The 22,642-nt window shown below is 30.4% G+C and carries 22 protein-coding genes; 4 read left to right on the forward strand and 18 right to left on the reverse strand.

Annotated features, from left to right (window positions below; translation table 4 throughout):
- The first annotated feature begins 39 nt into the window (after positions 1–39).
- On the forward strand, positions 40–1,071 hold the full coding sequence (locus tag QPK10_RS00260; protein WP_368486046.1) for an energy-coupled thiamine transporter ThiT: 1,032 nt from the start codon (positions 40–42) through the stop codon (positions 1,069–1,071).
- A gap of 114 nt (positions 1,072–1,185) precedes the next feature.
- Positions 1,186–2,340 carry a hypothetical protein gene (locus QPK10_RS00265; protein WP_368486047.1) on the forward strand — a complete coding sequence of 385 codons (1,155 nt, stop codon included), beginning with the start codon at positions 1,186–1,188 and terminating at the stop codon, positions 2,338–2,340.
- Positions 2,341–2,361: 21 nt separating this feature from the next.
- Here QPK10_RS00265 and QPK10_RS00270 read toward each other — a convergent pair whose 3' ends face one another.
- The 18 genes from QPK10_RS00270 to QPK10_RS00355 all read right to left on the reverse strand — a co-directional run bounded on the left by QPK10_RS00270 (position 2,362) and on the right by QPK10_RS00355 (position 21,615).
- The gene (locus QPK10_RS00270; RefSeq protein WP_047791338.1) at positions 2,362–2,775 is read right to left on the reverse strand and encodes a hypothetical protein; all 414 of its coding nucleotides are present in this window, start codon (positions 2,773–2,775) and stop codon (positions 2,362–2,364) included.
- A 177-nt stretch (positions 2,776–2,952) separates the two neighbouring features.
- On the reverse strand, positions 2,953–3,459 hold the full coding sequence (locus tag QPK10_RS00275) for a hypothetical protein (protein ID WP_368486048.1): 507 nt from the start codon (positions 3,457–3,459) through the stop codon (positions 2,953–2,955).
- 870 nt (positions 3,460–4,329) lie between these two features.
- The gene (locus QPK10_RS00280; protein ID WP_368486049.1) at positions 4,330–5,913 is read right to left on the reverse strand and encodes an MATE family efflux transporter; all 1,584 of its coding nucleotides are present in this window, start codon (positions 5,911–5,913) and stop codon (positions 4,330–4,332) included.
- 123 nt (positions 5,914–6,036) lie between these two features.
- Positions 6,037–6,900, reverse strand: a complete 864-nt coding sequence (gene pnuC / locus QPK10_RS00285; protein WP_368486050.1) for a nicotinamide riboside transporter PnuC — start codon at positions 6,898–6,900, stop codon at positions 6,037–6,039.
- A gap of 3 nt (positions 6,901–6,903) precedes the next feature.
- Complete coding sequence (locus QPK10_RS00290; RefSeq protein ID WP_368486051.1) at positions 6,904–7,404, reverse strand: peroxiredoxin; 501 nt, start codon at positions 7,402–7,404, stop codon at positions 6,904–6,906.
- A gap of 81 nt (positions 7,405–7,485) precedes the next feature.
- A complete protein-coding gene (locus tag QPK10_RS00295; protein ID WP_368486052.1) occupies positions 7,486–8,286 on the reverse strand; it encodes a TlyA family RNA methyltransferase in 801 nt (266 codons plus the stop codon).
- A 22-nt stretch (positions 8,287–8,308) separates the two neighbouring features.
- Complete coding sequence (locus QPK10_RS00300) at positions 8,309–9,334, reverse strand: MSC_0882 family membrane protein (RefSeq protein ID WP_368486053.1); 1,026 nt, start codon at positions 9,332–9,334, stop codon at positions 8,309–8,311.
- Between the two features lie 151 nt (positions 9,335–9,485).
- A complete protein-coding gene (locus tag QPK10_RS00305) occupies positions 9,486–9,971 on the reverse strand; it encodes a hypothetical protein (RefSeq protein WP_368486054.1) in 486 nt (161 codons plus the stop codon).
- A 46-nt stretch (positions 9,972–10,017) separates the two neighbouring features.
- The gene (gene scm1 / locus QPK10_RS00310; protein WP_368486056.1) at positions 10,018–11,241 is read right to left on the reverse strand and encodes a motility-associated protein Scm1; all 1,224 of its coding nucleotides are present in this window, start codon (positions 11,239–11,241) and stop codon (positions 10,018–10,020) included.
- 119 nt (positions 11,242–11,360) lie between these two features.
- Positions 11,361–13,610 carry a bifunctional (p)ppGpp synthetase/guanosine-3',5'-bis(diphosphate) 3'-pyrophosphohydrolase gene (locus QPK10_RS00315; RefSeq protein WP_368486057.1) on the reverse strand — a complete coding sequence of 750 codons (2,250 nt, stop codon included), beginning with the start codon at positions 13,608–13,610 and terminating at the stop codon, positions 11,361–11,363.
- 52 nt (positions 13,611–13,662) lie between these two features.
- Positions 13,663–14,175, reverse strand: coding sequence for an adenine phosphoribosyltransferase (locus QPK10_RS00320; RefSeq protein WP_368486059.1), 513 nt, complete (start codon positions 14,173–14,175; stop codon positions 13,663–13,665).
- Between the two features lie 18 nt (positions 14,176–14,193).
- The gene (locus QPK10_RS00325) at positions 14,194–17,328 is read right to left on the reverse strand and encodes a protein translocase SecDF, variant type (protein ID WP_368486061.1); all 3,135 of its coding nucleotides are present in this window, start codon (positions 17,326–17,328) and stop codon (positions 14,194–14,196) included.
- Positions 17,329–17,374: 46 nt separating this feature from the next.
- Positions 17,375–17,671 (reverse strand): hypothetical protein, encoded by a 297-nt coding sequence (locus QPK10_RS00330; RefSeq protein ID WP_148552295.1) that lies wholly within the window; start codon positions 17,669–17,671, stop codon positions 17,375–17,377.
- Between the two features lie 86 nt (positions 17,672–17,757).
- On the reverse strand, positions 17,758–18,717 hold the full coding sequence (ruvB, locus tag QPK10_RS00335) for a Holliday junction branch migration DNA helicase RuvB (protein WP_368486062.1): 960 nt from the start codon (positions 18,715–18,717) through the stop codon (positions 17,758–17,760).
- Positions 18,704–19,306 (reverse strand): Holliday junction branch migration protein RuvA, encoded by a 603-nt coding sequence (gene ruvA, locus QPK10_RS00340; RefSeq protein WP_368486063.1) that lies wholly within the window; start codon positions 19,304–19,306, stop codon positions 18,704–18,706. Before ruvA ends, ruvB begins: the two co-directional genes overlap by 14 nt.
- A gap of 27 nt (positions 19,307–19,333) precedes the next feature.
- Positions 19,334–20,092 carry a hypothetical protein gene (locus QPK10_RS00345; protein ID WP_368486065.1) on the reverse strand — a complete coding sequence of 253 codons (759 nt, stop codon included), beginning with the start codon at positions 20,090–20,092 and terminating at the stop codon, positions 19,334–19,336.
- Between the two features lie 70 nt (positions 20,093–20,162).
- Positions 20,163–20,891 (reverse strand): YebC/PmpR family DNA-binding transcriptional regulator, encoded by a 729-nt coding sequence (locus QPK10_RS00350; RefSeq protein ID WP_368486066.1) that lies wholly within the window; start codon positions 20,889–20,891, stop codon positions 20,163–20,165.
- A 172-nt stretch (positions 20,892–21,063) separates the two neighbouring features.
- Positions 21,064–21,615, reverse strand: coding sequence for a DJ-1 family glyoxalase III (locus tag QPK10_RS00355; protein WP_368486067.1), 552 nt, complete (start codon positions 21,613–21,615; stop codon positions 21,064–21,066).
- Between the two features lie 86 nt (positions 21,616–21,701).
- Between QPK10_RS00355 and QPK10_RS00360 the strand changes: the two genes are divergently transcribed.
- Positions 21,702–22,121 carry a hypothetical protein gene (locus QPK10_RS00360; RefSeq protein WP_368486068.1) on the forward strand — a complete coding sequence of 140 codons (420 nt, stop codon included), beginning with the start codon at positions 21,702–21,704 and terminating at the stop codon, positions 22,119–22,121.
- A gap of 75 nt (positions 22,122–22,196) precedes the next feature.
- Positions 22,197–22,610, forward strand: a complete 414-nt coding sequence (locus QPK10_RS00365; protein ID WP_368486069.1) for a hypothetical protein — start codon at positions 22,197–22,199, stop codon at positions 22,608–22,610.
- The last annotated feature ends 32 nt before the right edge of the window (positions 22,611–22,642 follow it).

The raw sequence follows: 22,642 nt of genomic DNA on the forward strand, positions 1-22,642 counted from the left end.
TGTTAATTACTATGTAATTATTGTGTAAGGAGTTTTTTTATGGAGCAAACCGTTGAAAATTTTTATGATGCCAAGAAACAAAAAATAATTTTGTGGACCGGGAAAATCATTTGTATAATTCCCATTGTTTTGTATTTAGTTTTTCTAATTTTAACAGCTAGTTTAAATGCAACGTTATTAAGTAATTTATTACATATTAACAACGATGAAAATTTACAAAACATGCGGTTATTTTTAATTTGTTTTTGTAGTTTTGGATTAATTTTTGCGATTTTATACGCAGTGAGTTGTTGAATTTGTAAATACGAAGAATATTTAAACTATAAAATGCAGTTTATTTTACTAAGTATCTTTAGTTTAAATATTTTAAATTTAGTTTTAAATATTACAATTTATAGCCAAGAATTAAAACCGCAAGATACCATTTTTAAAGATAAAACTAAACAAAAAAAATTTTGACAATTATTTGGAATTAGAAAATGGTATACCTTTGATTATGTTATCATTGCGTTATTTGTGGGAATTACTTTAGCCCTAAACTATATTGAAAGTTATCTCTTACCCCAATTGCCAAATGGTGGTGGGGTTGCTTTAAAATATATTCCGTTAATTATCTTAGCTTTTATTCATTCAAGTTTAGCAGGATGAATTTGTGGGGCTGTTAGTTCATTATTAGCAATTTTATTTATTCAATCAGGATTTATAATTTCACCATGATCATTTATCCTAGATTATTTTTTACCAATGACAACTCCCTGCTTAGCAGGATGAATGCGATTCAAAGTTACAAATGATAAAAAATATATTACTTATATTAACTATTTAATTATGTGTATCACAATTATGCTAATTATTTACTTTTGACAAATTTTATCAGCAGTTGCTGTCTGAAACGTGTTATACCCGGATGCAATTTGAAAAGGTTATGCCGGATGATTATATGCTTTTGTTTATAACTTCATTCATATGTTCTTATTTACCTATCCGCTAACCCAAATCGTAGTGCCAATTGCTCTGCGGGGACTAGCACCTGTATATATAAATCGCTTTCAACAACATTATGGTTACTAATAAAATATTATTAATAACTATTAAAAGTTTAAAAAGGTTATTAATTAATAACTTTTTTTATTTTATAATGAAAATGAAGAAAGACTTTTCTTCGGAAAGGAAGCGGAAAACATAATGAAAAAATTAATTAATTTATTAGTGGCGTTAAGTATTAGTGGCGTAATAACTATCAGCCCAACTTTTAAAAACCAGCCTTCCAATTATCATCATTCAGAGAAGGCATTTAACCAGCATTGAACAAAATTGGAAAAATTTAGTTTTAGCAAAACAAAAATTAGTGCTCGTAAAGTAGTTACTTACAAAATTGGAAACAACAAAGATTTATATTATTTGGACTTAACAAATCCAACTAACCCTATTAGTAAGTTACTCTTTAAAAATCTTGGAATGTATCAATTTGTTTCCCCAATTGATAACATTTTAATTGGTTACCAAATTGGGGTATTCCCAAGTGCCTTGCAATATTTTGATTTAACTGATATTAACCATCCCGTTATAAAAAATCTAAATTTTAAAAATAACATTTATAACCTTGAAGTATTATCTTCAACACAACTTATCATTAATGCTGAAATAAATAATAAATCACAAATATTGATCGCTGATGTTCAAAATCCCCAACAACCAGTTTATAATTCTGTTAAGGTCGGAATCAATAATATTTCAGCTATTAAAGCAATTAGTAACCATGAAATCTTACTAACGTCTAAGGAACAGGAATTATCCTATTTAAATTTTAGTAATCCACAACAACCAGTTTTAACACCACTAAAAATTAAAGTGAATAATATTAATGAAATAAATAATATTTTACCATTAACCAATAATACTTTTATTATTAGTGATCTCGATAGTAATATGTGATATTTAAAAATTAATAATTCGCATCCTAAATTAACTGCTTTGCATCTGAAAGGATTAAGTTTATTAAGTAATTCTTTTATTGCAATTAATAATCAGCAAATCTTTTTTGTAACACCAAATAATTTAACCTTAACATATCTTGATTTTAGTGATTTAAATCATCCCCTCTTAATTCCTTATCACCAATATCAAAATGTTACTCAAATCGTTAAAGTTGATCAAAATGGAATTTTAATTAACCAAATGGCAGGTACTCTTACTTATCTTGATATTAGTAATTTGCAAGATTTAAAACCAACAAGTTTAACAAAGCAAACTTTAAATATTCCAATTCTTTCGTTAACAAATAATAACTGACTGATTGTTGACGAAACAGGAACTAATTGGTTACTCTATAATAATTAATAAATAAAAACTCTTAATTAATTAAGAGTTTTTATTTTTAGCTCAAATTGCTGATACTTCCTTGATCTTCATATCTTTAGCTTTAATAATTTTATTGCTTTTAACATTTAGTGGTTGTTGAAATTCTTTTTTATTACCCGATTTAATTTCACCATGCACTGCTGCTTTTCAATCATTTAATGTTCCCTTACGTGCTTTGGCATTTTTTCAATGCATTGCTAAACAATTATTAACCTCAACTTCGCCGCCCTTTTCGACAGGAACTAATAAATCAATTACTCACCCAAATTCTGTCTCCTTATTAAATTCAGTGATTTTAATAAAAGCTCCAGCAATATCTTTACGAAATAAAGTATTGTTTCGTCCGCCGGCTGGATGAGTATTATCTCATATCTTTCTTATTTCTGGCTCTGTTAATTTATAATTTTTTGCCATAAAAATCTCCTCTTTATATCTAAAACTATTATATTAATTATATAATATTTTTTGCATAAAGTATAGCGACCGACCCGGTTTTCCGAAGGTTCGTCATTCGGAATTAAGATTAACATCATAGTTAACATTTTCTTGTTTAGTCTTTAGCACCTCAATAAAAAATTATTTATTAAAATTTTATTTTTGAACAGGCACATTACTTGCTTTGCGAACTAGAAAAAATACTTTTAAAGCAATCACGGCTAATAAACCACTACTAATATCAAAGATGACTGCTAAAATAGTAGCGAAATAAGAAAAGCGAACATTTTTTCATAAAACAGTTAAGGATACTAAACTAAGAATTTCAAAAATTAAACCAATTAAACCAATAAAGAAACTAAAAAAATCTAGTTGCAGTGAAGTTTTTTCTAACTTCAAAATTTTAACTGTTGCATGGTTATCTTGCTTAACTTGTAGATGCTTAGTCCCAACAATAAAAGCAATTAAAACAAATAACATACTAGCTATGTCAAAAAAAATTGCCCCAATCGTAATATCATAAGATAAAATTGTATTATTTCAAAAAGGTTCTAGGGATAGTAAGCTAATAATTCCACATACTGAACCCACAAATCCTAATACAAAACTAGCAGTATCAGTTAAAATAATAACATTCCCAAGATTTCTAAAGACTTTTTTCATTTCTTCCGGTATCCTTATGTTCCTTGCTATTAATGTAAATAAACCTATTTTATGATTATAACTATTTTTAACAAAAAAACAAGCATAGTTTTGATACCCAAAAAGATAATAATTATTTAATTAAAGTAATTTTAAAAAAAAAAAAAAAACGTCCATGTTTTAATAAACGTTTTATAAATTAAAAATACTTTTTTTGATCATTTATTCTTAATTAAATTAGAAAAGGAAATGGGAAAATTATAAAAAGTTCTAAGAAGAAAAATCTTTTCTGGATGATTAAAACTTTATTAAGAGTCACATTAATAAAATAGAATATCCAAATGAGCTTGTCATATTATTAAATTAATATTTTCATCAATTATATTTACATAATACTTAAAAATATTATTTTATAACTTAGAAAAATTAATAGCCAAGGATACTTTTATCTTCAATAATATTATTTAACAATATTAATTCTAACTCTAACAGGGTCATCTTTAAACTAACTATGTTGCATTGGTGTTACAATAAGAATGAACTTGATTCTAAATAATATTTATGGCAAATTAATTTTGATTATAATTTATGTTTAGCAAATAAAGAATTAGCAAAATTAAGGTGGAATGGTTTTTACTTGCTTGAATAAAATTACAAATAATGAATCATATTATTTTTAAAAGTATGGTCTTGGTTACCATTTTTCATTTGTAAATAGGTAAAAATGATTTAGTTAGTTTAAATAACCAAATCAATAAAAATTATTAACTTTAATGTGTTACCTATTTACATCTTTATTTTAACTCTTTTATATTTAAAAAACTTATTTTTTTTAAAAAATTTCTATTAATTTTAGACATTTTTTCTATATCAAAAATAAGATTTTATAAATTAAACATTCGTAACTTTTTTAACAAACACAACATCCTCCAAATTAAAATTATCTGGGGTGTCAATTAGCTGATGATGGTATTTTCTTCAATAATATCATAAAATGGGAATTAAAATTCCAGCACAAATAAAGTCTGTTAAACCAATTAAAATAAAGAATCAAATTGGATTACCAGTTGCAATACTTATTCCATAACCAATTGCTAAGCATGGTAAAGCAATTACTACTGAGCGTAAACTATTAGTAAAAGTCGCCATCATTGATTTATTAATTCCTTGAAAGAAAGTTAAACATATAAAAGTTAATGAACATGTTGGATAAGCCATAAAATATATGACAACTCATCAATGGTATTGTCCCGCATCTTGGGCAGGAAAAGCAAACAACTTAATCATATCACCGGCAAAAATCATAATTAAAATAAAAATTAAACAAAACCAGATTATTAAAACTAAACTAACCCGTTTTAGCACTTGTCAAATCCGATTATATTTTTTTGCCCCATAGTTATAAGCAATAATTGAACGAGCCCCCTGCGTTAAACCAAACCCAACAGAAATTATAAAAGTTATCCATGGGTTAATAGCTGCAATTAATTGTTGAAGAATAGCAATATTGTTTTCATACTTTTGATTAGGTAGTAACACTGCTAAACTAGTTGCAACATAAGAAGTTAACATAAATGATAAGCTAATAATAAAATTAGGCAGTCCCGCTTTCATAAAATTAGCAACATTATTTCATTTTATAAAAAATAAATCATGTTTATTAAAACGAGCATTACTATGCTTAAAACAAAAAATTAGTATTATTCCCCACCCAAATTGGACAAAATAAGAAAGCACAGTTCCTAACATTGAACCAACCATTTCTAAGTGACAAACTTTCATAAAGAAAATGCTTCCGGCACAATTTATTAAAACAGAAGTGACAATTGACATCATAACCCAGTTCATTTTTCCTTCACTGCGAAGCATTGATAAAAACCAATAACTTAAAAACATTAAAGGTGTTGATAATAAAAGTGGATATAAATAGCTTCAACATAACTGTTCTGTAATTGGATTATAATATGATCCCATTTGGCTCGTAATTAAAATAGCATGCCACTGGGGAAAAATTATGCAAAAAATTACGAAAGCAACCATAATTGAAAAAATAGTCGTAGTGGCAAAACCATTCCCCGCAATCTCCTTCATTTTTTGGTTATTACGTTGCCCATAGGCAATGGAAAAATTCATTGCACATCCTAATCCAATCATAATACTAAACGCTAGAATTAAATTATTTACTTGCATTGAATATTGGGTTGCAACATTAATAAAAGAACGCATCTCATTATAAGGAATCATTGTCACAGCTTCTACTCCGTAAAGATGATTAATAATATTATATTGGTTAACATACCACGGATCATACATTAAATCAGGAGTAGCATATGCTAGTGCTAATTCTTTATCAATAATATTATAAGCTCCTTGAATTACCATAATTAAAACAGTTGGTAAACAAAAATATAAAATAGCAATTCAGGGTTTTGCATAACGAAACTTTTGCTCATTTTTTGTCATTATTAAACTCATTAGTCATCCCTCCTTTCGCTTTAAATATAAAAAGGACACCAAAAATTAGTTGTTTCATAGTTTGGTGTCCTTATTTATATTATAAACCTCGCAAGGAGGGTTTTTTAATTTTATTTATAAAATTTATAAAATAACTTTATACCATCGTAATAAACCTACAACGGCATTAATTAAATTAATTGTTCACAAAATAATCATGTTAATATTAATAAAACCGGTAATCCCACTGTACATAATAATTTGGGTAAGATTAACGAAAATTCAAAATATTCACTGTTCTCGTAAACCACCAATCATTAAAAGCATTGCAATAATGCTTAAACCAGTATTTAAAGTGTCTAACAAATGGGGTGCTAATTGATTATCATAGTCATACTGACCAGTAATTAGCTTTGATAACCAGGGAATTTCAAAATAAAAAATGACAGAAATTATGATCCCAATAATAATGGCCCCCACAAGGACATAGTATCATCGTCATTCCCGGATTTTAACTTCAGTTTCGCCAGCCCCGATTCGTTTTTGCCAGTGGTACCAACCAATAATTTGAAAAGGTAAAAAGAAAAAGATGTTTAATTGAGCAGCCCCAATATAACCTCAGGCAAAGGCAAATAATCCATAAATAATTACATTAATCGTTCCCCAGAAAAAATTTGATAAGCGCCCAAAAGCAATTAAAAAGATACAAATAATCCCCGTAAAACTAGCAATTCCACTTAGCGATAATAAAACAATTTTTCATACCTGCGTATGATTAGCAATTGCCCCACTAATTACAAATCATGAGGAAGAATTATTGAAAAAATAATTAAAATCAATAAATGATAGCACTAATGTTAGCAAAGCAATAATGATAATTGCAATTTTAAACTTCAGATTTAAGTCTTTTAAATCTGATTTAATACTTTTATAACCTAAAAAATTATTAATAGTAAAAGCCTCCTTTAATAAAAAATGATATTTTAGTAATTTAAAATATCATTTCAATTTTTATAATTTGTCTAAAAATGTATAAACCTCTTGGTAATTTGGTTCCGAACTAACAGGGTTTACAATTTGTAAATAAATAATCTCATTATTTTCATTTAAAACAATGACACTACGAGCTAATAAGTTATTAAAATCAAAATATAAATTAGTTTTATTGCCAAAATCTCGATAGTTAGTATCAGATAATAAAATATGATTTGGATTTAAAAAAGATTCGCAACCTCTGGTTAAGGCAAACGGTAGATCACGTGATATTGTAATTAACTGCACATCAGGATATTTGCTAACTAGCTTATTATTAAACTCGCGAGTTTGTAACATACACACACTAGTGTCAATGCTCGGAATTGCGGAAATTACTTTGTATTTTTTCTTAACATCAGTCAAATTAAAATCTTCAAATTTTGTGGTGTCCGCTTTAAAAATTAATTTATCCCCCACTTTTATATGGTTTTTAGGAAGTAATGTATAAACATCACCTTGCATAGTTTTTATAGCCATTTTGTTCACTTTCCTTTTCTATAATTGTATTATAACTTGTTTTTAATATTTTATCAGAATTTAAATTCTAATATTTTTATTTTATAAATTATTTCAAGCAGTTGCAATAATCTCCTGCACTTTTTGATCAGTTATGTTATTAATTGGTGCTGATGTTTGTTGCAATAAACAAATAAATTCAATGTTTGCTTTTTTATTGCCAGTGATTGGTGAATAATCAAGATCTAAAAAACTAAAATTGTTTTGTAAACTTAATGCGATAATTTTTTTAATAACTTCATAATGAATTTCCTGACGATTAATTTTTCCCTTATTAACATTTTCGCGGGTAGTTTCAAATTGTGGTTTAATTAATAACACAGCATAATGCTTTGGTAATAAAATATCTTTTAAAACCGGGATAATTTTATCTAATGAAATAAAAGAAACATCACAACAAGCAAATTCAATGCCATCGGCAAATAGCTCTTTATTTGCATAACGAAAATTAGTTTTTTCTAAACTAATAACGCGCTGATCACTACGTAATTTTCAAACTAATTGGTTGGTTCCCACATCAACAGCATACACTTTTTTGGCATCATTTTGTAATAAACAATCAGTAAATCCTCCAGTAGAAGCACCAATGTCCAAACAAACTAATCCCCCCACGGGAATTTGAAATGTGCGAAGCGCTTTTTCTAATTTATAACCTGCTCGCGAAACATATTTTAATTCATTGCCACGAATTTTAATGTCCGCATTATCATCAACTAATGTCCCCGCCTTCAAAATTGGTTCATTATTAACTAAGACATTATTACTTAAAATTAGCGCCTTGGCTTTTTCACGCGAAGGAGCTAATTTTTTATCAACTAATAACTGATCGATTCTAATTTTCATTTTTTACCTTCATATCTCTTTTCTAACGTTGTCATGGTCATAAAAATGTTTTATTACTTTTTTTTAAGTGTAGTTTACGTAATAATATCACTAATGCAATAATAATTATAGTAATAATTAATAAAAAAATTAAAAAACAAATTCAATTAGTTTTTCGTTTTAAATAACGCATTTCTTCAAAAGGCATAATATCATAACCATAGTAGCTAATAATTTGACCGCGGGTTCTTTTAGCTAATAGTAAAGATAAAACGTGGAGTCCCAAAGTGGCTAATAAAACAATACTAGTAACAGTAATTTCCGTTTTTAAATTTTTAACATTACCAAGTTTTCAAAATCCTAACACAAATTCTTTCTTGCCAATGTCATAAGCATGTTGTAGAGCAATTAAAATCCCTAAGGAAATTAACCCTAATAAGTAAATTAATGTTGCTAATCAATTGATAACAATTTTACGCACAATACTTTTTTTATAAATACTAAAAACAAAATTAGGAATAGTTTCATGACCGGTTTGAAGTTGTTGATAATATCTCTTAACTTCCCCGCGAATAGTTGATAATTCAAAACAACCATAAAAGAAAATCCCAACCGCTAAAATTAATAAAGCAATTAGTAAATATGGATATGGTATTAATTGAACTTTAATATTGGCAAAAGATGCTTCCGCAAATTTAATTCCCCCAGGCATTAAATCAGATAATTTTTGCTGTGAATTAGGAAAATAACCTTTGCTTTTTGCAACATAATAAATTGTAATAAAGAATGCTAAAATAAAAATTCCTCCCAAACCAAATAAAAGATAACAACTAGCACGAAATTTTTCTCAAATTATCTTTTGTTTAATAAAACCCGGAATCTTATCTTTTATTTCATTATCATTAGCAAATCCTAATGGTGGTTGCACTAAGTTCGGGTTATTAATTTGGCTAAGTGGTGGCGAATAGTTTTGTCCCGTTGGTGAGGAATTATTCGACTGGGGTTGGTGTGGTGGTAAATTTGGTTGATAATCATTATTAATAAATTCATTACCTTTATCTTTTTTCATTTTTTGTCTCCTCATTATTCTTTTTGTATTTTAAGTTTGTCGCACCTAAAAAAATATCAAAAGGTTATTATTAATAAATGATACATAACAAAATTTTAACATTTAAAATGTTTAAAGATAAAATAATATTTTTCTAAAAAATGAAAAAATCCTAAAGTTTTTGTTTAGGATTAGTAATTAAATAATTAATTTTTTGCACTCGTTTTTTAGTATCCCGGTAAAATTCTAACGCTTGGTCTTCTTTCAAAATATAATCAGTGATTTTTTTGAAAAAATATGCGCCATACGTTTGTGATCATTTTAAGGAAACAAAATCATCTGTTAACTTCGCTTCAATCATTTTTGAATAGTTGCTAATAATGTAATTACTTTCTAATAATAAATTAGCGATATTATGGTATTTAAATAAATAATAGTTAGTTTTTGGTAACTGGTATTTTTGCACCAGATTAGCCAGGTTGGTTGGGATAACCAAATGGTGAGTGTTTAAATCAACAATAACTTCTTGTGGTTGCCATAAGGGAACATAATGAACCTGGGCTTTTAACTTTAGCATTTTCTGATACTCTGGTTCAATCATTCATCGACGTGCTCACTTATTATTTGCTCAATTATAATAAGAAAATTTATCAAACATTGTTTAAGCCCTCCTGGTTAATATAATTATTCCTGCAATTTATTAACTATGAACGATATCCTTTCACTAACATTGCAAAAGAAATAATTAAAATATTAACAAAAAAGAAAATTGTAATAATAGGAACATAGGCTGGGAATTGGAAGAATGCTTTAAATTCTGTTCACATTAAGATCTGTCAAATTAACCCAATAACTAACCAAATTAGCATTTGCAAAAACATTAATAAATTATAAGAAAATTGTTGTAATTGTGATAAGCGGTACCACATAAAGTAAATGGGAATTAAACTAATTGCCATTAGTAAAATTGAAATAACCAATAAAATGTAATTTGTTGTAACATACTTTTTCGTTGATATAAAAGCAGGAAAGATCATAATAACAGCAAACCCAATTCCTAACACAATCATTCCAATGTTTGAACGCATACGAGCGCGAAGTTCTTTTTTGGTTGAAATGTTAATAAAGCGGAGCCATGCTAAGAACTGATTATTTCCCCGGTATGAAGAAGAAGATGGCATTAAGATACTAATGGCCATTCGTAAGGCAAGACCAATAACTAATAGTATTAAACTAATTGGTGTTAAAAATACTAAGAAAATTGTCCCCGCTTTAATGGCCCCGTTTGCTAAGTTAAAAATACCATCCAAGCCATCTTGGTTCATAATAATCCCAAAAATTGAAAAAACATTTGGTTGATAAGGTTGTCCGTTTGTTCAGTGAATCACCCCATCATCAATATTCGTTCCATATCAAATTTCTTTATAACCATTGGCTGTGTGGGAATTATCCGTAAGTGATATTAAAAATAATCCTAAGAATAAAGCAATATAACAAGAAACAGCACCAATTCATAAACAAAGTTTTCCAACTTTTAAGCGGATATTTCATTTTCAATGGGGAGTCTTAACGTTTAATAATAATATTAAAACAAATAACCCAGTCCCCGCCGCAATAATTCCAAAGATTGGTAAAAAAATATATAAATCTAACGCCCAAAATTTAAATAAACCAAAACCATCTAACGCAAAGATTCCTTGGAATGAAGCGTACGATAATAAAAAGTTTAAAAGATTATAAGCACTGCTAGCTTTAATATTTGGTAAAGGGTTAGTTGCCATTCCCTCAATACTTAAATTAGTAATGATATTGTTTTTAATTGCACCCACTTGATTATTTAAACTTGGTGTAACTGCAATCCCAATAATGGCAAAAATCACAAAAATTGCTCAAATTGCCCCAAATTTTAATCAAGATGTTAACGCCATTAAAAGTCCTCCTATTGTGTTCTATGTAAAATAATTTTTGATAAGCAAAAGTTTTCCATTGTTTTAATTATACCAAAAAAAGTTAATGAAATTAACACTAACTTTAAAAGTTCCGTCATTTACATCATAATTCTTTCCACTGCTTTGATATCAGGTATTGATAATAAAGAAGACTTCACCTGATTTAGTTTATCAACATTTGCAACTTTAATAATTAATTTAATGGTAGTTGCCATTAAAGATGGCGCACTATGAGCGTTAATCATTTGAATGGCAGCGTTTAAATGACTTAAAATTTTTGTTACATCTACTAATAACGCCGGGCGATCAATGGCTTCAATTTTAATGGCACAATCATATTGTTTATTTTTAGAAACACTTTCGTTTCAACTAACTTCCACTTGTCGTTCTTGTTTTTCGGCAGTCTGAATATTTTTGCAGGTACGCAAGTGCACTTTAATTCCCTCGGCTTTTGAAACATAACCAACAATATCTTCATACGGAATTGGTAAACAACATTGGGAAATCACAACCTTAATGCTGGTAATTCCTTGGACAATAATGTCATCTTTTAACTGGGCTTTTTTATATTGTTTATCTTGTAATTTTTTTAAGATTTTTTCATTTTGGCTAGTTTCATTATCTAGGTAAATTAAGTTAACAGCTTCTTCAATTGAATATTCATCATTAGCAACATCTAACAAGAAATCTTCAATGTTATGATAATTAATCGCTTCTAAACGCTCTTGTTGTCCTTCTGAATCAAGGAGTTTTCATTTAAAATCTTTTTTGGCAATGTAGTCTTCAATGTTAGCTTTGACTTGCTTAATCTTTTCTAAATTAGCAGATTTAGTATCCCCCGTTGTTTCGGCAATTTCACGTTTTAAATATTTTTTAATTTTTTGCCGGGCCGATGAAGTTTTAGCAATCACTAGCCATGAATGGTTTGGTTTCTGAGATGGTGATGTTTTAATATCAACAACATCCCCGGATTTTAAAACAGTGGCGATGGGCGAAAAGAACCCATTGATTTTGGCTCCAATCGTTTTTTCCCCAATTTCCGAGTGGATCTTGTAGGCAAAATCTAATACTGTTGAACCAAACGGTAAGGTTACAACTTTTCCATTCGGAGTTAACACATAAACTAACGAAGAAAAAATATCATTCTGAATGATTTCTTCCATTAGTTGGTCCGAACGATAGGCCTCTTGTTGAATTTCATCTCGTTCTTGGGCCGTGATATTTTCTAAATCCAAAATCCGTTTAAAGATATCTAGTCGTTCATCAATATCTTTTTGTTTTTTGGCAACATCATAATTTTCGCCTTCTTTGTATCGTCAGTGGGCCGCCACCCCTTGTTCCGCAATTTCATCCATTTCTTCAGTCCGAATTTGCACTTCAAAAATTGTTCCATCACTAGCAACAATTGTTGTGTGCAACGATTGATATAAATTATTTTTCGGTGTTGCAATATAATCCTTAAAACGGTTATTAAGCGGAGTAAAGTGTTGGTGAATATAACCTAACACCTTATAACAATCATCAACAGAATGAGTTATAATCCGTACCGCTAAAATATCATGAATATCATCAAAGTCTTTTCCAAACTGGTTCATTTTCCGGTAAATCGAATAAATTGATTTGCTTCGCCCAAAAATGCGAACATCCATCCCCTTTTCGTTAATTAAAATATTTTTAATTTCGGTAATTTTTTGAGCCATGTTAGATTCACGTTCTTTATTACTTCATTCTAACAAGTGGACAATTTTAGTATACTGGGCAGGATTCATAATTTTAAAGGATAAATCTTCAATTTGAGATTTAACTGCCTTCATCCCAATCCGGTGGGCAATGGCTGAATAAATTTCTAAACTTTCTTTGGCAATAATTTGTTGTTTTTCTGGCGATAAATAATTAATTGTTTTTAAATTATGTAAGCGATCAGCTAATTTAATAATAATAACCCGAATGTCCTTGGCCATCGATAAATATAATTTTCGTAAATACTGGGCCTTAATCTGCGTACGGTTTTCTTTAGCAAAATAGCTAACTTTTGTAACAGCTTCTACTAAATCCGCAATTTCTTTCCCAAATAATTTTTCAACTTCTTCAAAAGTAGCCGGGGTGTCTTCTAAAACATCATGTAACAATCCAGCGATTAATGTTTTAGGCCCCATCCTTCACTGCGCTAAAAAAAAGGTGGTTCATAAGGGATGAATAATATAGGGCGCACCACTTTTGCGAGTTTGACCTTGGTGTTTCTCACTAGCATAGTGGTAGGCTTTTTCAATTTCTGCTAAGGTGTTCTGATCCTTAATATATAATTTAATTTGATCTAACACCGTGGCAAATTTTATTTGGTCATCCATTATAAACACATCCTTTTCTATCTTTGCGTCTATAATTATATAATTTAATTAATTAATATTCAATAATAGCGCGGTGCGGGTAATCTTTTAATTGGTCACTACCATTTAAGAAAGTTAACTTAATTAAAAACATCATTCCAACCACTTCTGCTTGTTGGTCAGCTACTAACTCGCAAATTGCTTTGGCCGTTCCCCCCGTTGCTAAGACATCATCAATAATTAACACTTTATCATTAGGCTGTAAATCTCCTGCATGAATTTCCAACGTATTCGTTCCGTATTCTAACGCATACTCGGCTTTCACAGTAGCGCGGGGTAATTTATGGGGTTTGCGAACAGGAATAAATCGTAAATTAGCCGCATAACTAACTGCCGGTCCAAATAAGAATCCACGGGCTTCTGGCGCTAAAATAACAGTGGCCCCCACTTCGTGCGCATAAGCAACCATCTCATCAATTACTGTTTTAAAAGCGGTGGTGTTATTTAATAGAGGCGTAATATCTTTGAAAATAATTCCTTGCTGTGGAAAATCAGGGATATCAATAATATATTTCTTTAAATCCATTGTTCTGCTCTCCTTTTGCTAGTCATTAACACCAGCAACAATTTGTTCATCAATTTCAACCCGTTGCGAGTCTAAATAATTTTTAACCCGGATTTTATTTAATGCCCGGTATTTTTCTAACGCCACTCAAATCGGGATCGCTAAGAATAACACACTAAACATTCCAATTGCTAACCCAATGAAAACAGTAATGTTAAAGCCAAAGACACTTCCCGAAAAGGCCGCTAAGATAATTAAAATAATTGCAAAGATGGCCCCTAGAGTTAAACAATGACGAAGCATTTGTTTAATTGTTAAATTGGCAATTTTTTGTAAAAAGTTATGGGTATAATTATAATTCCGAAATTCTTTGTTAATTAATTTAATTTCTTTTTTATTTTTAGCAGCTAAATCTTGGGCAATTTTTCATTGCGTTTTAAGATGTTCAGCAAACTCTTTCTTCACTTCTTTTTGTTTTAAATTAGGGTTGGCCACCATTAATTTTTTAATTTCTTCTTGCATGTAAACTTTTTTAGCCCGGCGTAAACGGCGAACTTGGGCGCGGTGCTCACTCATATATGTAAAGAAAGTTTCATATTCTTTAATATTAACCAGTTTTTTGTTTTGTTTTGCTCGCGCCATGACAATCGCTCCCATTGCTCACGCAAAACCAAAGATGGCGATAAAGGCAATACTCATTTCAAAAGTTAAAAGAATATGGGCAATTACGACAATTGAAACACTAACTGCTAAGGTAAAGACAGCGGCACATAAAATTCCAATAAATTGTGCTCAGTCTAATCGGAATAATGTATAAACAAAGATACAAGCAATTCCAATTGCTAAACTAATCCCCGCTGTTTTTAAGATATAGGTTTCCATCACTGGTGAGGTTTTTTCTAAGTTAAAGACCGGGTCTTCGGGGGTTAAACCATAATACCCAGCAATTGATGAGAGCAATTCACGGGCAAAATTACTTCCCGAAATATTAGTACTAATAACTAATAATTGTTGACCCATTGACATATCATCAGCTTTGATAACATATAAATTAAAACTAAAATTATAACCACGCGTTGCTTGTAAATGTTTTAATTCTTGGGTCATCTCTTGAATTTCCGCTGCCGCATCATCGCGATGACGTCAAATATCACTAGCAACAGTAATATTAGTTCCTGGTTTAATTGTACTATCAATATTTGCTTTCCCAGCAAAACCAATAATTAAGGCAATGATAATTAAGATGATTCCCACAATTGGCGAATATTTCGTAATATTATATAATGAAAATTTTGGTTTGAATCGTAACTTGTGGGGTTTTTTTGGTTGGCCTTCCACACTGGCGGTAGTTTCGTTAACATCACTTGTTGGTAAGGCAAAGAAACTTTCACTTAGTAATTGACCTTCCCCATTCACCACTTGGTGGGGGTGTTTTTTTTGTTGGAAATAAGTTAACAATGAAAAGCGAGGAATATCTAACCACGTAACTTTTTCTTGTCAACGAAGTTTAATAATAATCCAGTACATAATCCGAGCCACGGCAAAGACCATTACTAATGAAATTATTAAAGCAACTAGTAAGATAGTGGCAAATGATTTAATATTATTAGTTCCTGCTCAGAATAATGATAATCCTAAGACTAATAAGACAACTAAGGCATCCACAAAAACAGCAACCGTTTGTTTATTGGCAATTTTCATCGCCGGTTCATAAGGTAAACCATTTTGATAGCGCTCACGCTTATAGCGTGAAAATAGCAAGAGATTTCCTTCTAAGGCGATTCCAAAGGCAATAATAACCGCAGTAATACTTTCGGGGGAAATTTGGACTCCTAATAACGATGAGAAGTATAACGTTAAAATAATCGTAAAGGCTAAGGTTAGAATTGCTACAAATCCAAACAAACGATAGTAAATTAATAAATAAACACAAATCGCCGCCGCAATAATTCCTAACACAATCATTGAAACATTTAAAATATTACGTGAAACAACCGGTGGAATTGTGGTATGACCACGCACAACAAATTTTAAACCACTTAAGCCCCCATTAACTAAGTTACTAATTGTGCGGGCTTCTGTATCAGTTGAAGTTGCAATTTGGTTAGAATTTAAACCGGGAGTTGTCCCCTTATTAATGGCATTATAGTTAATAATGTATTTTTTATACTTATCTTTTATTTGGGGCGTATAGTTCACAATACCAGTTAAATATTTTCGTAACGGGTCAATGTATTGATTTTTAATTGCTTTTTTATCATTGGGATCAATTACTAGTTTATCTAAAGAAACAGTAGTAAAGCGAAAACTATCTTCTTGCATTAGTTTCACTAATTCTGGATGACTCATTCCACTAGTTGCTAAATCTAGTAAGTTGCGATAGACAATAATTCCCCCTTGCCCCTCATCTTTGTAACTAACATCAAAAATACTACGAACATTAAGAATATCAGTGCCGTTTAGGTTGGGTAAAATATTAACATTAAAATTAGTAGCGATCGCTTGAATATTATCCGTATCATGGCGTAATTCATCAATGAATTGGCCAAGATCCGTTCAAATGTATAATGGTTCGGGTGACCCTTGACTAGGCGTTAAACTTTTAATAATAGCATCTCATTTCGCCTGGTCTTTAATATTTAAGTTAATAATTGGGTGGCGAGTTTTATCAATCCCCGCTTCGGCGCCAGAAATTACATCACTTAATGGTGTTCGTTCTTTATCACTAACTAGTAAGTCAGTGCCATCCCCTTTCATTAAATAAATGGCTCCTAAGCGTTGAATATCAGTTTTTAAATCAGCATACGACTTAAATAAATCCTTCCCGGCAATTAATTCTAACCCATTATGCCCTAATGTTTGCAAGTATAAGTTAGTATTATTTAACGGGTCAAGCTTGTTACGTAATAAATCTAGTCCTTTTTTATTATCACCGTTGGGAGAACCATCGGGGTTTTCTACGGTTGTATCAAAAACATTAATTTGAACTTGATAACCGCCCGAATAAGCAATTCCTAATTTATAAGAATAAGAAAAATTTTCACCAGAAAAAACCGCACCCACGATCATGGCACACGTTAAAATTAATAAGACAAAAATTCTAACAATTAATTTTGTTAAAACCTTTCTATTAACTGGTTTTTTTATTGTCTTTACTTGTTGTTTTTCTTTCACAATAACACCACTCTATATTCTTATCATTATCCATATGTTTCTTGGTTTAACCTTTTTTATTAGTAAACATATCTTTAAAATCATCTAACTTTACATCTTGATTAATGATTTTTTCATTATTCATAAATTCAATAATCCGGTTCATTTTAATATTAAAGATATAATAGGCGCTGTCACTAACATCAATTACTTTTTTATCAGCCAAAATAACTTTTAGAAAGTAATTAGCAACATCAACTTCGCTAATATTAGGATTAGCTAACTTAAAATCAATGGTTTTTAATCTGATCATTTTAATGATATAATCGGCTGTTTGCCGACGGAATTTTTCTGTATTTTCCATTAAGCATCCACCTTATTTCAAATCAATTACTATTATATATTAGTTCTTTTGAAAAATTAAGTAAAATCTGAAAAATATTTAAAAATTTATCAGGTTTTTTCGCGTAATTGGGCAATAATTGCTAAACCATTACTAGTTAAAACCCGGCCCCGCGGAGTTTTTATCAAAAATCCTTGTTGTAATAAATACGGTTCAATGACATTAGTAATGGTTAACAACGGTTCATTAATAACTTGGCTGAGAGAAACCAAGCCAACCGGTTGAGTACCAAAAAGTTCGTTAATTGTTAATAAATAATTAATTTCTAAACGATTTAACCCCGCGGGAGCATAATTTAAGTTAGTTAAAATGTCCTGTACTTCCGCTAAAGTAAGATTGGTTTTATTGACAACTAAACTATAGTCATAGACATGTTTTAACAAGTTAACAGCCTGGCGGGGATTATTGCGCGTAAAACTAGCAAGATAAGCAACCACATTACTATCTAAAATAAGATGGTACTTTTCCATTGTCGTGGTGATAATTTGACAAATTTCGGTTGGTTGATAAGGGCTGAGATAAAAATGGTGGAGAAAGCGGTTTAATAATGGGCTTGGCAATTGGTGTACTAAGGTCGTGGCCCCAATAAGAGTAAATTTTGGCAAGGCAAGATTGATAACACGCGTATTATAATCTTTGCCAATCACTAAGTTTAGTTGATTGTCTTCTAACACCGGGTATAAGATTTCCCCAACTTCTTTAGCAATTGAATGAATTTCATCAATAAAGACAATTTCATAGTCGTGCAGTTGGGTTAAACAACTAATTAAATCACTGGGCTTTTGTAAATTTGGTCCGTGCAAAACATGTAACTTGCTATTAGTCACCTTGGCAATTAAATACGCCAAACTTGTTTTTCCTAACCCACTGGCTCCCGCAATAATGATGTGGTCGAGGGGTTCTTGCTTTAATTTGCTAGCCGCAATTGCTAGAGTTAAATTCTTTTTAATTTGTTCTTGACCGATATATTGGGTGAAAGTCTGCGGGCGAAAATTATAAGTAGACATACGAACTCGCTTTTTGGAGCACTTGTTTTAAATATTGGTCAAGATTATCACAATGATGGTCACTTTCGTTAATTGCTTTATAAATAATTGGAAGCGAATAACCAAGGGTCTTTAAACAATCAATCACACTATTTTGGAGATTGTTATATTCCTTGCGAAAATAAATTTTTTGCAGATGCATAATTAAAATCCGAGCGGTATGGGATTTAACTCCTTTTAGCTTACTTAAAGTTTCAATGTTATTTTCCTTAACATAACTTAATAACTGGTCAACACCAACCTGGGTTAGAACATTATAAGCTGTTTTTAAACCAATGGTGGGAATTGTTAATAAATCTAAAAATAGTTTTTTAGTCTCTAAATTATAAAAACCAAACCACTGGTAAGCAGCAAATTCGTTATTAATTAAACAAGTGTAGACCTGGAAAAGATCCTGTTCATGTAAGTTAATTTCTTTGGGGGTAATTAAGGTAATTTCATACCCATAATTATTAATTTCTAATAAGATTTGGTGGCCCTTAATTTGGCGGATAATACCTTTTAAATAACTATACATTTTAATCATCCCTTCTCGTTTGTTATTTCACATTTTGAGAATGGATTTCCTTGCGAAAATTTAAAAAGTTACTAAAATTTTTAGTAAGTTAACCATCTTGACTAAATCATCATGGTTTTTTTGTAAAATTTCGCGAAGATGCGCTTTTTGAAAGGCATAGAGATTATGATTTAAGTGCTTATGATCATAGGTATATAACGCATCTAATGTGCGTCATAATTTATCCCAGTAGTCTTTATCATGGTTGTCATTTTTCAATAAGATTTGGTATAACTCATCATTTTGTAACACATAATCTGGTTGTTTCACTGTGATAACTTCTCCCGTGGGATGGCTAAACCGTAAAATATTTTGGTTGTGGTATAAATCATAAATATCAATAATTTTGATATTGTCGAGATTAAAGCGAAACATCTGTTTTTTGGCCATATAATTTAAAATTGTCATTTCTAAATCTTTTCCCAAGACTAAAAAGGTTTTAATTTTTTTGCGGAGCACCAGGCGGTTTAAAAAATGGGCAAACGATTTTAGACTTTGTTGCTTTTTATTATTAATTGTTCAGTTCAAATGATATTGGTAGTTAATTAACTCATCAAGAGGTTTAGTTTGTAAATCAACCAAACTGCTAAGAACACTTGTCCCAATTAAAAATGGTTTTGAATGACTATCTTGCAAATGGTCATACAACTGGTAGTCTTTCCGAAAGTGATACGCTTCAAAATCAAAAGCTAACATTGGAAATGCCAGGTTCCCAATAATTTCTTGTAACACTTGGGGCTCATATGTAATTGTAATTCCATTTACGACATGCTGTGCCATTTAACCGCTCTTTTCTATATTATTATTTAATTATGATAAAAAAGGATAATCTCCTATCCTTTGCATTGTGTTAGTCCCATTGGGCATTATGATAGACTTGTTGCACATCATCATCTTCTTCTAATAAATTAATTAATCCTTCAACTTTTTCCTTGGTACTGCTGTCCACTTCGACAAATTGGGTGGGATTCATAGTAATTTCCACCACATCAAAGTCATTAATCTTTTTCACTTCGGTCAAGAACTTTTTCACCTGCATTAATTTATCGGGAGCTGTGGTAATAATAAAATTATTATTTTCCACTTGTAAATCTTCCGCTTCCGTTTCTAATAATCATTCTAAGACTTCATCTTCGTGAAGGTGATCATTGCTAAAGGCAATCATCCCCTTGCGTTCAAATAAATAAGCCACTGAATTGGTTTGGCCAAGACTCCCACCTTTTTTAGTAAAATAACTACGAACATTCGCAGCTGTCCGGTTACGATTATCCGTTAAACAATCAACAATCACCGCCACGCCGTGGGGACCATAACCTTCATAACGAACTTCTTCATAATTATCAGTTGTTGTTTCACCAGCCGCTTTTTTGATCACCTTTTCATAATTATCCTTGGGCATATTATTTGCCCGCGCTTTTTCTAATACTAACCGTAGCGCGGGGTTAGATTCAATATTTGGTCCACCTTTTTTAACTGCCACGCTAATTTCCTTGGCAATTTTAATAAAAATTTTAGCCCGTTTAGCATCTTGGGCGTCTTTCCGGTGTTTAATATTAGCAAATTGTGAATGTCCTGCCATGTTGTCCCTCCTTAATATCTTAACATTTGACATTTATACTATATTATATTTTAAAGGGTTTTTTATGATTTGAAAAGAAAAAAATCAAAAAATAGCAATAAAAAAGTCACCAAAATAAAAAACAAGTTTAAAAAACTTGTTTTAAATAATCCTGATAATAACTCGGTAATTCTTAGTCACGAATTACTAATTCATTTTGTAAAGCTAAAACTTTTTCCGCTCCTAATATTTTATCGGCAATTGCTAAGGCAAAATTCATGGTTGAACCAACTGAAGCACCGGTAATAATATGCCCATCGGTAATGGCGGCCATTTCATCATTGTAAATTGCTTTTTCCATTCCACTTGTGCACCCTGGATAACTTGTTGCTTCGCGGTTATCTAAAATTCCTAGATGTCCTAAAATTTGGGGCGCCGCACAAACTGCCGCAATGGTTTTTTCTTCTTGGTTGGCACGAATTAACCAGTCCTTAACCATTTCACTTTTCATTAAATTTTCAACCCCAACGCGACCCCCAGGCAGAATATAACCAATATATTGTTCATATTTAACATCTGCTAACAATTTATCAGCTTTAATAATAACATCATGAGCTGATTTTACTTCTAAATCATTAGTAATACTAATTAACTCCACCTGTAACCCTCCACGTCGTAAAACATCAGTTGTAATAATTGCTTCGCCTTCTTCAAAACCAGGCGCTAAAAATAATGCAAATTTCATCCAGAAACACCTCTTTCTATTTGTTAATTATATTATATTTTTATATAATTGTTAAGTAAAGGATTATGATAGAAAAGAGTGAAAAAATGGGATTAATTGGAAATTTCTTATACCGGTTACGGAAAAAAGAACAAAAGCATAAAAAACATTATCGTCAGTTTCATGAAGAAAATTTATTAATTGTTAATGGCGTTATTAAAAATGTGAATATTAAAACAATTCGTACTTTTCGTGATAAGTTTGAAAATCTTATTCAACCAAAAGCCATTAATGTTAAAAATGGTTATCTAATTCGCAAAGCCCATGCTTTTAATAGTTTTGGGATCTTTTATAAATTAGATGTTGTTTTTTGTAATAAAAACTTTCAAGTTATTAATTTAATCCCTAATTTTACTAGCCAAAAAGTTAGTCATTACTTTTCTGAGTGCTACTTTATATATTGTTTCGCCCCGGGAATGATTAACTTCTTAGAAATTAAACAAAATGATATTGTACGAATTAGTTAAAAATATCAAGGAAAATTAATTATTAGGATATAATAAAAGTATTGAAAGATTATTAAATAAAAAGGAGAAAAATATATGGCAAAACTAAAATATGCTAGTGTCTCAGTTAGTATTACCTTCCCAAAAGTAATGGTCTGAGTGGCAGGTGTGTGACTATTCCTATTAGCAATTTTAAATGCTTGTGGAGTTCCGAATACTAATACCGCAATGTATCAAAAAAATAGTACCACTGATCACGGAGCCATTGTCTTAATTAGTGCATTTCTATTTACTTGTGTGACAACTTTTGTTAAACATAAAATTGGAAAATTAATTGCGGGAGTTGTCTTCTTAGGCTTAGCGGTTGTGGGAATTATTGGCGTGTTAGTTACTTCAACTTCAAGCACTTCAACATGAGTAATTTTCGTTGCTGAATTAATTGCAATTATTGGATGTATTATCTGAATTCTTGAGGGTGTTGGTGTTTTAAAAGTAACAAGTACTAAATAACAAGAAAAACTTTGCTAAATGCAAAGTTTTTT

Source organism: Spiroplasma sp. DGKH1, from assembly GCF_040940205.1.
Classification (GTDB): Bacteria; Bacillota_I; Bacilli_A; order Mycoplasmatales; family Mycoplasmataceae; genus Spiroplasma.